The organism is Bradyrhizobium sp. LB8.2, assembly GCF_040548035.1.
Lineage (GTDB): Bacteria > Pseudomonadota > Alphaproteobacteria > Rhizobiales > Xanthobacteraceae > Bradyrhizobium.
The window spans coordinates 152,329-167,309 of sequence record NZ_JBEPQV010000004.1 but is presented as its reverse complement, the minus strand read 5'-3'; the positions used below and the strand labels follow the sequence as shown (position 1 = coordinate 167,309).

At 58.7% G+C, this 14,981-nt stretch carries 9 protein-coding genes; all 9 read right to left on the bottom strand.

All coding sequences use genetic code 11. The features are described 5' to 3' along the window. Nucleotides 1-73 precede the first annotated feature (73 nt). The 9 genes from ABIB06_RS07125 to ABIB06_RS07085 all read right to left on the bottom strand — a co-directional run bounded on the left by ABIB06_RS07125 (nt 74) and on the right by ABIB06_RS07085 (nt 14,928). A complete protein-coding gene (locus ABIB06_RS07125; protein WP_354045362.1) occupies nt 74-1,801 on the bottom strand; it encodes a PQQ-dependent sugar dehydrogenase in 1,728 nt (575 codons plus the stop codon). Between the two features lie 487 nt (nt 1,802-2,288). After that, nucleotides 2,289-2,858: a transglutaminase-like cysteine peptidase gene (locus tag ABIB06_RS07120; RefSeq protein ID WP_354068680.1), complete on the bottom strand. Its 570-nt coding sequence runs from the start codon at nt 2,856-2,858 to the stop codon at nt 2,289-2,291. Nucleotides 2,859-3,758: 900 nt separating this feature from the next. Then, the gene (locus ABIB06_RS07115; protein ID WP_354045366.1) at nt 3,759-5,072 is read right to left on the bottom strand and encodes an HlyD family type I secretion periplasmic adaptor subunit; all 1,314 of its coding nucleotides are present in this window, start codon (nt 5,070-5,072) and stop codon (nt 3,759-3,761) included. Next, nucleotides 5,069-6,826 carry a type I secretion system permease/ATPase gene (locus tag ABIB06_RS07110; RefSeq protein WP_502916524.1) on the bottom strand — a complete coding sequence of 586 codons (1,758 nt, stop codon included), beginning with the start codon at nt 6,824-6,826 and terminating at the stop codon, nt 5,069-5,071. The genes ABIB06_RS07115 and ABIB06_RS07110 overlap by 4 nt, the downstream gene beginning before the upstream one ends. Nucleotides 6,827-7,094: 268 nt before the next feature. Next, the gene (locus ABIB06_RS07105) at nt 7,095-9,839 is read right to left on the bottom strand and encodes an Ig-like domain-containing protein (RefSeq protein ID WP_354045370.1); all 2,745 of its coding nucleotides are present in this window, start codon (nt 9,837-9,839) and stop codon (nt 7,095-7,097) included. Between the two features lie 656 nt (nt 9,840-10,495). Next, nucleotides 10,496-11,533 carry a glycosyltransferase family 2 protein gene (locus tag ABIB06_RS07100; protein ID WP_354045372.1) on the bottom strand — a complete coding sequence of 346 codons (1,038 nt, stop codon included), beginning with the start codon at nt 11,531-11,533 and terminating at the stop codon, nt 10,496-10,498. Then, the gene (locus ABIB06_RS07095) at nt 11,523-12,671 is read right to left on the bottom strand and encodes a glycosyltransferase family 4 protein (protein ID WP_354045374.1); all 1,149 of its coding nucleotides are present in this window, start codon (nt 12,669-12,671) and stop codon (nt 11,523-11,525) included. The genes ABIB06_RS07100 and ABIB06_RS07095 overlap by 11 nt, the downstream gene beginning before the upstream one ends. A 124-nt stretch (nt 12,672-12,795) precedes the next feature. Next, nucleotides 12,796-13,986: a GNAT family N-acetyltransferase gene (locus tag ABIB06_RS07090; RefSeq protein ID WP_354045375.1), complete on the bottom strand. Its 1,191-nt coding sequence runs from the start codon at nt 13,984-13,986 to the stop codon at nt 12,796-12,798. 87 nt (nt 13,987-14,073) lie between these two features. Continuing rightward, the gene (locus ABIB06_RS07085; protein WP_354045377.1) at nt 14,074-14,928 is read right to left on the bottom strand and encodes a hypothetical protein; all 855 of its coding nucleotides are present in this window, start codon (nt 14,926-14,928) and stop codon (nt 14,074-14,076) included. Nucleotides 14,929-14,981: the final 53 nt, after the last annotated feature.

Genomic DNA, 14,981 nt, shown 5'->3' with positions numbered 1-14,981 from the left:
CTAAACGTTGGGGCGAATATCGGACGCAGCTCGCAGGCATGGTAACATTACAAAGCTGGCACGACGTGCTCCGTCAAAGCGTACGTAGATAATTGAGGATGGCTCGGCGTTCTGTCGCGCTGGCATCACCGGGGAAATCCATTCTCGTTCCAGGACAGAAGGCGCTTGGTGCTTTGAGAAACTCGTTAAGGCGCTCTTCGGTCCATGTGCCCCCTACCCGGCGCAAACTTGATGAATAATCCGGATAGTTCGTCACCGACGCGACTTGACGACCAACAATGCCGAGTAAATCTGGTCCGATCCGATTGCCACTCATCAAGTTCGGCTGATGGCAGCCGCTACACTTCTCCGCGAAAAGAGTTTCACCCGTGCCACCTTCCTTGGGACGAAGGGAGATCAATTTCTGTTCATCCGTCCATAGCAAAAGACTGCCATCATTGCCCTCGATGAGGTCGCGGATGCGACTCCCGATCGCGATCGGCTCGAGGTATTTGACCTGACCGTCCCGCACACGCGCGCGAAACAGCGTCGCCGCCTTGAGTGTGGCGATCAGGAGATCACCTTGCCACTGCGCAAACAATCCGCGCTCCACCCCGATTAAATTAGAAACTGCGATCGAAGGGACCCAAGCGAACACTGGAGCTTCATAGCCCTTCTGCTCCGCATCAGGTTTATTGAGCGGCCACGAGAACGAACCATAGTCTGTTCCATAGGTCGCAAATGGCCAACCATAATTTGCGCCCCGGACCAGCTGATTGAGTTCGTCGCCGCCCTGCGGGCCATGCTCGGTCGACCAAATCGTTCCAGACCGATCAATATAGAGGCCTTCCGCATTTCGGTGACCAATCGTAAAAATTGTAGTGTTTCCATCCGTAATGTTAATGGCCAGTGTTTTGCCGTACGAGGCCGCCGGGTCCTGCGCATAGGCGTGAACCGAGGCGGCCCCGTCGAAGCCAAAATCACCGACGGTCAACAGCAGCGTTTCCGGATTTAGGAGAGCCATCCGGCCCCCACCAAAATAGCCGACAAAAGGAATCCCGCGGCGGCGGTGTTCGCCGCGCACTGGCAGGCAAGGTGAGGTCTCATATAGAGTTCTCCATCTGGAGGCAGATTCGCCGCGAAGTAATGCCGCGCGGTTCGCCTCGAGGACGGAGATGCGTTCGGTCCAACATTCCGGACCAACATGCCAGTAAGCGTGCGATACGAAAATGCGTGTACTGGCGCCGACCTCCTGAACCAGCAGGTCATACGTACGGAACCACTCAGGATTAAGAATCTCGTGTCCGGCCTCTCTGCTCTGGGTCTCTTGAGGCACCCAGTCGGAGCGGTCTGCCCATGGACGGCCTGCAGCCGCGGAAAACGCCTGGCCGTTGATCGGTACCGGATACGGCAGCGTGTGGACGGTCATGTGGTCGACCGCTTCCCAGGAGAAGACATGGAGATGACCGTCTCCGCTCACGAGAAGATAACGATCGCCGATCCGGGCCAGTGCGCCGCCGCGCACCGCAGATTTTGGAAACGCGTTCGAATAAGTGTGAACGTCTAAATTGTAGAACTCAGTCTTGATCAAGGTATTACTGTGCACCGCTACATCGGGTGTAACTCGCAACGCGAACAATCCCGCGGCCGCCGCTGCCAGCAGCCCGCCAAGCGCCAGAGCTTGGTGCAGCGCCGCAGTTCCTACGAAGTACGGGGCGGGGACGAGCACCAGGGCAGACGTGAAAATCCCGAGCGTGACGGCGCGGGAATAATCGGTTCTGGTGAGGACAAACCCCAAGAAGACCACACCAAAAATCGCCATTGTGGACGCGATTATTCCGCCCAATCCCCGCCCCGTCGATGAGGGGCGGATCAAGAGAGTACATGCGGCGCTTAGGACGAAAGACACCACAAGACAGCCAAATGGAAGCGACTGCGCGGTGGGAAGCCGCCACAATGGCACGCCAAAACTCAATATTGGAAATAGCAAAAGCAACGCGACGGAGGTCGCATACCACAAGACCAGATAATGCCATGACGGATGTTGGCGCCGGCCGGGATTCGCTCCTGCTCTGGTTTGGTCGAGGAGCTTGAAGCGTGTCACCACATCATTGCTCGAAGACGGAACAATCTTCGCCTTTCGAACCTTCTCAGCCTTTAGGTTACCTCGGAGCTCCATTTACTGTTCTCATGCTTTTGATTATTATAGAGTTTATCGCATTCCGTATTAAATTGTTTTGCAATTGTACTAGTGCAGACCTTTTATGGACGCCGGAGATTTGCGCAGCGCGATGCCAGCGCCCGTTCGCTTACGCCCCTTCGCGTCCGACCGCCGCCCACAACCGGTTGTCGGTCGGGCTCTGCACGCGAATCCAGCGATAAGGCGCCCTCGACCAAGGCTTGATCTGCGGCGCGAGATTGTCGAGGACGAGATCGCCGCTCCGGGTACGCACGAGAAGCACCAGGTGGTGCTCTCCGGAGCCGACCACGACTTCGCTCAATAGCAGGACCCGCGCCGGCCAGCCGCGCTGAAGCAGCTCGTGGCGCTTGCTCACCGCGTAATCATTGCAATCGCCACGAGGGGGGTTGATGATCCAGGTCTCGCCAGCAAGTCCGAGCTCGTTGCGAAACGGCACTATCGCCAAATTGACCGTGCGATTGATTTCCCGCAGCTCCGCCGATCGCTTCTCCGTCAACCGGATCGGCCCGCCGCGGAAGAAGCGCCGCGGGCGACATTCGGCCTCATGGCGCAGGCAAAACGCCGTATAAGTGAGGGGCGGAAGCGTCGGGCGTCCAAGCTCGATATGGGTAAGAGGCGCTTGTGGAGCCTCTGGCACGGCCAACGATGCCGCCCGCCCGCACTGAATACCTCCAATCATGATGGTTACGGCTGCCGCGACGACTGGTCCCAAGGTTCGTTGCATCTACCGATCCCCCTGCGAACGCCAAATTGAGGCCCGGATTCACCCACCCAGCGCGGCCGCGCCGGTCGCGGGAACGGCTTGTCTTAGGTTATAATATTTAATCCTATTTATGTCTCATTTAATCCGCAATAACATATTTAAAATCAAATGGCGCGGCGTCGCACGCAAGGGGCCGCAGCCCGCGCCCCCTGAGGGAAGAACGGGAAGGATGAATGGAGCGAGAGGTCTTGATCAGCTCGGGTGTCCAGTGGGCCCACCATGCGCGGCACGGAAGTGCTTCGCGGATCCAGAGTCGGGGCAACAATATCACGCCCCTTATTAATGTTACTGGTTGATTTAATTACTCATCGAGGCCAAACCCTCAACCAGTGCTTCCTCGGGCGGGACAGATCTCACATGCCAGATGAGCTACTCGTCATTCTGGGGGCTGAAGCCACCATACTTGTCTTCGTAGCGGCGATGACCCTGTACGCTAGGCGAATGGACGTACTGAGCGGGCGGTCGTTCGAGCGATCGGTAGTCTCGCCCACGGGCAACAGGCATCCGTCACGGTCAATCCGTCGAAAGCTGCGCAATTTACTGCGGTTGATCAGGCGGTGGGGTGATCTCACCACGTTCGCCCCGTCAAATCTCTTGCGGCGACCAGACATCACCAGAACGCCGCGGTCGGGCCTTGAAACCCGACCGCAGACTCCGTCCCGGCTTGTGACGCGCTTTCGTCGGCCAGGCACGCCCGCTGCGGATGCGTCGGGCCGCTCAGCCGTGCTTTCAGCGCTGGGCGCGACGCCGGTGCCCATGGATAAAGGCGCCAGCCCCGAATGCGTGCAGTCGAGTGCTGCGATCTTCCGCGAAGACTCAGCGCTCCTTGAAGGCGCGCTCCGCCTGGTCGTGCAGCGGCTTGAGCAGATAGGACAACGCGGTCCGACCTCCCGTCTTGATGAAGACCTCCACCGGCATTCCGGGCAGCAGCTTGGCTGACCCGAGTTTCGCCAGCTCTTCGGGCTTCAGCAGGACGCGGCCCGTGTAGTAACTCGTGCCGGCACGCTGATCCTGTGTGATGTCTGCGGAGACCATGCTGACATCTCCATCGATTTCGGGCGTAGTCTTCTGGTTGAATGCCGCGAAGCGCATCGTCGCGGTCTGCCCCAGATAGACCTGGTCGATATCGCGCGGTGCGATCTTGACCTCAACCGCAAGCGTGTCCGCGTCGGGCACGATCAGCATGATCTGCTCGCCGGGAGAGATTACACCACCAACCGTGTGGACGCTCAGCTCATGGACACGTCCGGATTGCGGTGCCCTGATATCGACCCGATTCAGTTGATCGACCGCCGCAGTTTTGCGCTCGCCCAGCTCAGAGAGTTTCGATCGCGTTTCGATCAGGTCCTTGCCGACTTCCGTTCGTAGGTCCTGGTCGATCTGAATGATCTGGAGTCCGATTTCGGAAATCTTACCTTTCGACTGAGCAATCATTCCTGCCAGCTGGCTGCGCTCGCCTTCGAGCCGGGCGGCATCGCGCTCGAGAGAATTGAGCCGCGTGATCGGCACCAGATTTTTTTGCCAGAGGCTGCGAACGCCCTCCAGCTCCTGGCGGATGAAATCGACTTCCTTCACCTTGGCCTCGGTCTGCCCTGTATAGCCCTTGATCTCATTTTCCAGCTGCGCGCTTTTCTCCAGCAACTGCGCTTTTTGGCCGCTTCTCGCCTGACGACGCAGGTCGAACAGCTTCCGCTCCGCGGTGATTGCACGGCTCGCCTCGGAGTTACTCTCGTCGGCCCGGTCGAGCAGCAGCTTTGGAAACATAACCTGCTCGGCGCCATCGCGCTCGGCCTCGAGACGAGCCTGCCGCGCGAACAGCTCATCGAGGCTGTTTGTGACGATGGTCGCATTCGCGAGCGTCTGGGTCTCGTCGAGGCGGATCAAGATGTCCCCTGCATTGACCCGGGCGCCCTCCCGCACGCGCAACTCTCCCACGATCCCACCAGTGGAATGCTGAACCTTCTTGACGCTCGAATCCACCACGACCACGCCCTGGGCGATTACCGCGCCAGACAATTGGGTCGTTGTTGCCCAACCGCCGATCCCAAAGGTTACCAAACCGAACATGATCATACCGACGATCATGTAACGCTGGATGGATCGCATCGCCGGTGCCACTTGGCCGTTCATCGACCGCCTCCTTGAGCTTCCGCGACGACCTTGAGCGCTGCGGGATTTCGCAACACTCTCTTGAGAACCTCCTCTCTCTTGCCGAAGGACTGAACCCTGCCTTCGCCAAGGCACAAGACATGGTCCACACCTTCCAGCGCCTTCGGACGATGGGCGACAACGGCGACAATTCCTCCCCGGCGGCGCACGTTCAGGATCGCCTCGGTCAAGGCCTCCTCGCCCTCGGCATCGAGATTGGAAGACGGCTCATCAAGCACTACCAGGAAGGGCTTGCCGAAAAATGCGCGCGCGAGCCCGATACGCTGCCGCTGACCCGCCGACAGCGCTAGCCCTCCCTCACCAATCTTCGTGCTGTAGCCGTCCGGGAGGGAAAGGATGAGGTGGTGCGCGCCCGCAGCATGTGAGGCTTCCAGAACAGCAGCGGCCGTTGCCTCCGGGTCGAACCGAGCAATGTTCATTGCGATGCTGCCGTCGAACAATTCAACGTCCTGAGGCAGATAACCGATGTGCTTGCCAAGGGTGTCTGAAGACCAGTGATCGAGCGCGGCATTGTCGAGCCGGACCCTGCCTCGAATGCACGGCCACACCCCAACCAGTGCACGAGCCAACGTCGACTTGCCGGATCCGCTCGGACCAATGATTCCAACCGCCTGCCCGCTCCGCAGCTGGAACGATACTTCGCTGAGGGTGGGCCTCTCGGAGTTCGGGGCGCCAATATAGAGTTGCTCGGCGGTGAGGGTTTCAACAGGCGCCGGCAATGCCAGGCGCTTCTCCTCGTTAGGCAGAAGCTTCAGCAAGTGATCGAGCCGTTGCCCCGATTGCCGCGCGGCGACGAAACCTTTCCAGTTCGCAATAGCCATTTCGACGGGCGCCAGTGCACGCGCGGTGAGAATCGATCCGGCAATGATGATGCCCGCGCTCGATTCCTGGTTGATGACGAGGACGGCGCCAACGGCGAGAACAAGCGATTGCAATATCGCCCGAAAGATCTTGGAGGCGCCACCGAGGCCGTTTGCGGCATCGCTGGCCCGCTCATGGGCGGCGAGGTACTTCGCGTTGGCATCCCGCCATCGGAAAGCCGCTTGTTGCCGCATGCCCATGGCCTGCAGAACCTCGGCATTTCGCCGCCCCTCGAGCGCAAGGGCAGTTCGCGAAACGGCTAGGCGCGAGGACGCCTTTGCCGGCCCTCGGGTGCGTGTTTCCGTGAGCATCGTAATGCCGATCAGCACCAGCGCGCCGGCCAGCGCAGTGACGCCGATCCAGAAGTGAAAGAGGAAGCAGACGCCGAGATAGATCGGCATCCAAGGCAGATCGAAGAGCGCCGTCGGTCCTCCGCTCGACAGGAAGCTGCGGACCTGATCAAGGTCCCGCACCGGCTGCAAGCCATCGCCATCGGCCCTGGTCTTGAGAGGCAGGCGAACAAGCGCGTCGAATATTCGAACGCCGAGCCTTTCATCGAAATACCGGCCGACCCGGGCGCTGATCCTGCTCCTGACGAGGTCGAGCCCACCCTGAAACAGGTAGAGAACCGTGGCCAGAACCAAAAGGGCGATCAGCGTCGGTATGCTGCGCCCGGGCAGCACCCGATCATAGACTTGCAGCATGAAAAACGACCCGGTGAGCATAAGGAGATTGCTCATCCCGCTGAAGGCCGCGAGAGCCCAGAAAACCCGGCGGCAAGAGCGCAGGAAAGCCGACATCTCTGACTGGGGCTCGTCATAGTCCTCCGCCGGCCGGGGTCGACCAGCGAACATCCGTTGCCGGAGGGCTTCCACCGGACGCTTTGCACAGCTGATCAGTCGCGGTGTCCGCAATTCGGCGTCTTCCGCCCACTGCCGCCCGGCCGCCCATAGTGCTGACAGACGCATAAGTGGGATTCGATAAAAATTCGCGGGCGGGGGAATCATCCCCCGCCGTCCAAAGTCAGTCATGGCACCCGCCCTTGAAACATGCCTCGGAAGATCCCCCAAGAGATCCCCCGAGGCAGTTATTGAGTACTAATCGGTGTGGTTGGCCCGTCCCCTACGCGAAGTGGAAGTCGTGGCTGTTCAACGCATCCAGCTTGGTATTCTTCAGCGTGAGCGTGTCGCTCCCCGTCGCGATCACGACGTCGCCGCCTGACTGGGCCGCGTGGGAGAGAACGCTCGCGAAACTGTCGAACACGGTCTTGCTGAACTCGACCGTGTCGTGGGCAAGTCCGCCGGCAACGAAGCCCTTGATGACGTCGTTGCCGAAATTCGCGGCAAACGAGAAAGTGTCGGCCTTGCTGGTGCCAACGAAGACGTCATTGCCTGATGTGCTCGTCTGTATGTTGCTGCCTGTCGAACTCGAAGTAGCAACGACCTGACTGGTGCTCGTGGACGACGTAGCTACGCTGGAAGCACCAATCTGCCCGTCACCATTGAGATCCTGGTGAAAGCTGGTCTCGAGCGATTTAAGCCCAGAGTTCGTGCCCGACACGGAGCCGCCGGACGTGGAGCCGGTCAGGCTGCTGACATGGGAAACGTAGTTGCCGTTGCTATCGGTGTTCCACGCCGTGTACTGACCCGTGCTCGCCTCCTTCCAGACGACCTGATAGCCCGCAGCCGTCTTCTCCGCACCAATCGGCGCCCAGGTGCCATCTGCCGCGTCGACAAAATCCACGCCGTGAGACTTCAGGGACGGGCCCGTCCCGGTGCTGCTGTTGAGATAGTATTTGTCGTTACTCTCAACGAGACGTGTTGCACCAGCCGACTCGATTACCGTGCCAGCAGTTGGCGTTGGCGACGTCGGTGTGGTCGAACTGGTAGCACCGATCTGCCCGTCACCGTTCAGATCCTGGTGGAAGGTCGTCTCGAGCGACTTAAGGCCCGAGTCCGTACCCGACACGTAGCCGCCCGACGTGGAGCCGGTAAGGGCGCTGACCTGGGAAACGTAGTTGCCGTTGTTGTCAGTGTTCCAGGCCGTGTAGTGACCGCTGCTCGCCTCCTTCCAGACAACCTCATAGCCCGTGGCCGTCTTCTCCGCACCAATCGGCGCCCAGGTGCCGTCTGACCCGTCGACAAAATCCACGCCGTGAGACTTCAGGGACGGGCCCGTCCCGGTGCTGGTGTTGAGGTAGTATTTGTCACCACTCTCCACGAGACGTGTCGCGCCAGCCGACTCGATCACCGTGCCAGCAGTTGGCGACGTCGGCGTGGTGGGGGACGTCGGTGTGGTGGGGGACGTCGAGGTACCGGTGCTGGCCGTGACCACGGTAGACGCCACACTGGTATTACCCGCCACGTCCATTGCCTTCGCGGTGAGGCTGTGCGAACCGGTCGCAAGGGCGGCGGTGGTATAGGCCCACACGCCGCTGCTGTTGGTCGTCGAGGTCCCGATCTGGGTCGTGCCGTCGAACACCTTTACGACGCTGCTCGCTTCGGCATTGCCCGACATCACCGCTTGATTGGCGCTGTTCACCGTATGGCTGCCAATGGTCGGCGCGGTCGGCGCTTTGGTGTCCACGGTGACTGCCAGCGCAGACGATGCCGCGCTGGTCTGCCCCGACGAATTGGTTGCCGTTGCAGTGAGCGTATGCTTGGCGTCAGTCAGGACCTTTGTGATGTAGTCCCAATTGCCGCTCGAGTTCGCAGTTGTCGAACCGATTTGGGTCGTACCGTCGTAGATCTTGACAGTGCTCCCGGCAGCAGCGGCACCCTTGAGCTCGATGGTATTGTCGTTGGTGATCTTGTCGCCTGCGGTGCCGCTATCGGTCGAGAAGGAGGCGATAGTGGGTGCATTCGGGGCAGTCGAACCGGTCGAAGTTGAGCCGGAAGTCGATCCGGACGGGGATGTTGGCGCATTGGCGTCCTGAAGGACGGCACCATTCGTCATATTGACGTTGTGCACATAGATCGACTTGGAGCTGGAGTCGTTGGGACCGCCACGGACACCGCCGAACGCCAATCCCGAAGACGAAGTGGAGGAATCGAAGTAGTTGTCGTGGACGGTGAAGGTATTCTGGATATCTGCCACCGTGACGGCAGTGAACGCGTTGACGCTGCCGGTGAGTGTATTGTTGCCGATTTCGCCGGAGACAACTGTGCCCGGGCTGCTACCGATGTCAGGCTCCACCATGAAGCCCTGGGACGCCCCCCCATTCTGGGTGGTGGTGTTGTACATGATGGTGGCCGTAAACGGCCCATCCATGAACTCGGTGTAGTCGCCGTGCGCACCGGCTGCCATTCCGGCGTTCTGAATCAGATTGTACTCAGCGACAAGGCCGGCCGACTTGCCGCCATTGTGCATTTGAATCATGTCGCCGCCGGCATTCTTGAGCCAAGAATACTCCACGGTCAGCGTACCCGAACCGCGATTTTCGATGAGGCCACTGACGCTGCCGTTGTTGTTGCCATCAATCGTGCAGTACATGACCGTCAAATTCGACGACGACGACGACGCTAAGACGGGTTTGTTGCTGTTGGACCCGACCAGGAAGTTGGAATCCATAATCTTTGCATTGGCGCCCTGGACAACGACGCCCCAGCCACCGTTGAGCGAGAAGTCATAGCCGTCGAGCGTAACGTTGCTGCCGGTCACTGTGATGGTGTGATTGGTCGTATCCACCGATACCCCGGCCATCGAGATCGTCCCCGGGTTTTTCAGAACCAAACCCTGAGGCGTCCCCACGTAGTAATCCACGCCCGCGGCATTCCATCCGGGCCGGTTCGCACCGTAGGAATCGAGCAAGTTCGGAAGCTGCGGCGTTCCAGTTGGCGCATTTGCGGAGCCGTCGTTAATTGCCATCTACCCTGTTCTCCTGATTTAATACCCGATAGGCATGCGCTCAACCACGAAGGTCCCCCAAGCGACACGCTATCTTTAAAAGCCGAGCATCTCGGCCGCGGCGACTCTTGGCCGAGTACCACGGACTTTTGTTGGACTATATCTAGGCCGTGCTGGGGTGATGTCTGGCTCAGACCGCCATACTCTCGCGTTTTACCGAATTAAACCCGGTACTGCGACGCAATCCACAGACAAAAACGGCATCATTGCCGGACGCTGAGAACGCCAGCGGCCAAATTTGCCAGTGATGGATTGACACTAAGAGGTGCTAGAGAATTTGCGTTGCAAATTAATAATCCCGCTCGAAATAACCGTCTTAATTGGGGGACATAACCCGAAACATCGCGAACAGTAAATCGAAGGAAGGCATTGCGCCAAGCCAATGCCACAATATTTTGCCGAGCCTAACCAATTCCAGCGAAGCTGCTCTCGATCGAAGGTTAAAGAACTCCGGTCGCTCCGACCCAGGCCGCGCGGACTCAGACCCAGCTCTTGGAGCCCGTATTACAGCGCCTGAACCAGTGCCGCCCGATCGACGCGTTTTCCGATATCCCCGCTCGCGCAAGACTGACAGTTACAAGCCGCCCCTAGAGACCGAAGCTGGAAATGTGCAGCGCCTAGCTGGACTGAGGCAATCGCACAGAAGCGTCGGGTTTACCCGTCTTTCCCTGCGCGCCGTCCATTAGGCCGACGAGGGTAATCTTTGCGGCAAGAGGTGCGCCAATCGCTGCGTATCGGAAAGCGTGCAGCAAACCCCATCCAAAGTGAAGCACCCACCGGCGTCCAGCCCATCGGCGCGCGAAGAGGATGCTATTGCGCGCAGACAGATAGACCGAAAGGAAGGATTGCTTTTTGGGATCAATCGCAGAACCGATAGCAGTGCCGCCAACGTGACGTATGATCGCCCGCTCCGCGAAGCCAATTCTGTGCTTCCCACGGCGACGACCCCAGTCAACATCCTCCATATAGAGAAAATAGTCCTCGGCCATCAATCCGACGTCCTCGATAAACGCACGCGTCACCAGCACGCAGGCGCCACTAATCGAATCGATCCGGGAAAGCACCTCAGGTGTGGGAGAAGTGCCGGCCGCCAAATTTCTGCCGACTGCGAGAACCCGGCCCGTGATCGGCGACCAGTGAAGTCCGTAATTGATGATCTTGTCGGGCGCATGATCGAAAACCAGGGTGCCGCCAATCATTCCGAAACCCTGATCTGCTTTGGACATGAATTCCGTCAGGCAGCTATCGTGGACCTCGGTATCGGGATTAAGAACGAGCACAGCTTCCCAGCCCGGCGTGCCGAGCAGGCGTTCGAGCCAGGCGTTTATCCCGCCGCCATAACCGAGATTATCTGTCGCAAGTCCAAGTCGAACAATTACTGCCCGGTTCTGAAATCGACATTTAAATACAAAGCCAAACCGTCCGCCGGGCGCGTCTACGGCATCATCTTCATCTTGAATGCATGGCAGCATCCGCTCCTGATCGATAAGCGCAGCCGCCAACGTTTCGAACGCTTCTTTCCCTCCATTTTCGCAAACAAAGACTTCAAACTCCTGCCAATCGGACGCTGCGAGCGACCTCAAACAACGCTGAATGTCATCGGGATTGCGATACGCGACAATCAGCACGGCAAGCTTTGCGCGATCAGAGGCCATGGCCAAGACATTCCTTGATCTGCTGACGACGCTGACTGGCGACCTCAGCCCAGACGAAATGCTCTGCACGCTCGGCAGCGGCTTCCGACATTGCTCGTCGAAGCTCGAGGTCGCCAGCCAGCGAACGAATAGTCTCGACCCAACGGGGCGCATCGTAGGGATCGAGCACAAAACCTTCATGACCGTCTCGCACGAACCGCCCCGCCCCCATCTCCGTCGTGACGACCGGAAGTCCAGCGCCGCACGCTTCGTAGATGACCAACGGACTCCCCTCCTCCAACGAAGGAAAAATGAAGAGATCGGCCGATCGATAAAGCGCGCCAACATCTCTAAGATAGTCCAATACGATCACATCATCTCTGGCAAGAAGGCTGGCGCACTTCTCCCTGATGGCAGGCTCCATCTCCCCTGCAAGCACAAGCCTTCCCTTCACCCTGCTCTGTGCCCAATAGTCCAGGAGCAGATGAGCTCCTTTCCGCACACAAATGGCTCCAACAAACACCGCTGTGACGCCAGCGCTCGGTTCGAGCAACGGCCGCTTTCCGAAAAGGCGCGCCGGCTCCCAGCCATAACTGGCGTTCAAGAACTTGGATCGAGGCACGCCGTTCTCCAACAACGAGGCCTCGACTAGTGGACCGGGACAAAACACGTAATCCACCGCCTCTAGGACTTGTGTCTCACGATCGACCTTCTCGGCCGTGATCCCATGCGACGGCCTTACTCCAAGCCGCTCGTACGCATGATCAAGAATCCTCTTTGCTGTCCCGGTATGGCAATTGAACTGTTCACGAAAAACAGTAACTCCGCGCCGTTTCAAGTCCCGGATGGTCTCCAGGCTTGCATCCGGCCAAAGATAGGCTGCCGACCTCTCGGATTGAAAATCATCGATACAAGAGAGAAATACGCCCTCGATTGTACGGCCGACCCAGCGTCGCACGCACCGGTATGGGATGTATCGCGCCCAATCCGGCAGGACCTCGATTAGCTGTACCGATGGCAACGCCCACTGCGCACGCGGCGTCACGATCGTCACATCGAAATTCTCGCTCGCCATGCCTTTTGCGAGGGAAGTGCACGTATAGCCGACTCCCATTCCGTTGAGTGGCAGCGGCATCAGCACACCTAGTGAGATGCTCATTGCGACCTCGCGCTCAAACGCTCGATCCGCCCTACGACGAACGCATCCAGGTTCTCCCACAAAGACTCCGGGAAGTACGTCCTCTGGCACATGCATGTTCCGCTGCTATCCACGGGCGTAACAGTCATGACGGAGGCACCCGATAGGACGGTTGACCGCTAACCCCCGTTCGCCACTTTCGCTTGATTCCTGCAAGCCACGATCTCCGCAGCAGAATCTTGGCCAGAAGGTTCAACTTACCGATCGAGGTGCGCAGGAGGTTGATGCAGACCGCCTTCAATCGCGGGGCAAAGATATAAACCGTCGCCTCCTGCCTTGAGAGGTTGGCCAGCATTTCCTTGTAAGTTGCGTCGCCGATACCAAAGTCGACCAGCCGCACCGGCCCGCTCGACGACGCCTGTAGTTCTTCCAAGATGCTTAGAATCAGGTGGAGGCCGGGGCCATACTTCGCGTAGGCTGGATCGTAGGAAACATACTCGCTGAGAAAGACCCCATTGCGGAGCGACCCGATCCAGAAGGCGACCGGTTGGCCGTCGAGATAAAGAATGTATCCTTGCAGCCAACCCTTGCTTGCTTCAAAACGGAGACGCGATCGGATGACCGGCGTTTCCGAGAACCCTACACCCAGCCCCCGCTGATAGGATTTGGCCGCGATGATCTCCGCGTCTCGAATTAACTCGTCGAGTTCAGCCGACGAACCAAATCGCTCGATTCTGCTGTCCGCGAAAGCACGAGAGATATTTTCGACGCGTTTGCGCTGGTTATATCGCCCCTTCTTCGGAAGACCGGCCAGGAACGAAGCGGCTTTCTCGGGAAGTTCGCACAATCGATGAGCTTGTGGGTTTATCAAATGATCGGCGCACCACCAGGAAGGAAGATCGCGGGCATATTTGACGAGAGGGGAATTGACCTCGGGAGAATGAAATGAGACTGCATCGGCCTCCCCGGCTGCCAGCGAATTCATGATGTTCCCAAGCAGCATCCTTGCGTTGTGCTCGGAGATCGCTCCCAGCCAGCCGCCATGCACAATCTGCAGCACTCTCAGTTCGGGAACCGGAAGAGCAAAATACCCCAGCTTGACGGGCACATGGCTCGCCTCCAATCGACCCACAAGAAGTGCGCTGGGAAGCCCTCCTTCGTAGAGAACCACGATGTGAGGTCGCTGAATCTGCGGATATACGTCCAGGATAAATAGGAAAAAGTCGATATCCGCATCTCGAGCGGGTTTGCACGAGTTCCAAAACTCTCGAAGAGCCTCGATCTCGGAGCGGGTTCTAACAACCCTAATTTGGTGGCGCGCAATGATTTCGTTCATGGCGTTGACCTGATGAACACTCCCTTGGCCCCTCATCCCGACCCTACACGACGCTGACGGAGCCGAGCCGATACACGACCTTAGCGATCAGCGATGAGGAATCTCACTTGCCTTGACATCCTGCACAATGGCGCCCGTGAGCATGTTCACGTTGCGCACATAGATCGACTTGGCGCTGTTGTCGTTGGGTCCGCCGCGGATGGAACCGCCAAATGCCAATCCCGACGAGGTCCTCGAAGGATCGAAATAATTGTCGCGCACGGTAAACGTGTTCACGATATCGGCGACAGTGACGCCGGTGAATGCGTTGACTGCGCCGGTGAACGTGTTGTTGCCGATTTCGCCCGAGATGATTCTGCCAGAGTTGGAGCCAATATCAGGCTCGACCATGAACCCCTGACTCGCTCCTCCACTCTGGGCAGTCGTGTTGTACTCGATAGTCACCGTGAACGGTCCGTCAATGAACTCCGTGTAGTCGCCGTGCGCGCCAGGCGCCATACCAGCATTCTGAATGAGATTGTATTGAAGAACGAGGCCCGCTGCCCGACCGCCATTGTGCATTTGAACCATGTCGCCGCCGGCGTTCTTCAGCCAGCAATACTGGACGCTCAGAGTACCTGAACCACGACTTTCAATAAGACCGCTGACGTTGGGGTCGTTGTGGCCGTCAATCGTACAATAGGCGACTGTCACGTTCGACGACGACACGGCTGCAAGGATGGGCTTGTTGCTATTGGCGCCAACAAAGAAATTTGAGTTCTGAATCTTTGTATTGTCTCCGTGGACAACGACGCCCCAGCCACCATCGAGAGAGAAGTCATAACCATCCAGCGTGATGCCGTTTCCCGTTACGGTGACGATGCGCATCTTGCGATCGACTGTTATCCCGGCCAACGACATTGCGCCAGGATCCTTGAGCTCGATCGCCGCTGGATGGCCCACGCAATAGTCGACTCCAGCAACAGGCCAAGGAGGACGCGCGCGGTATCGGCTTA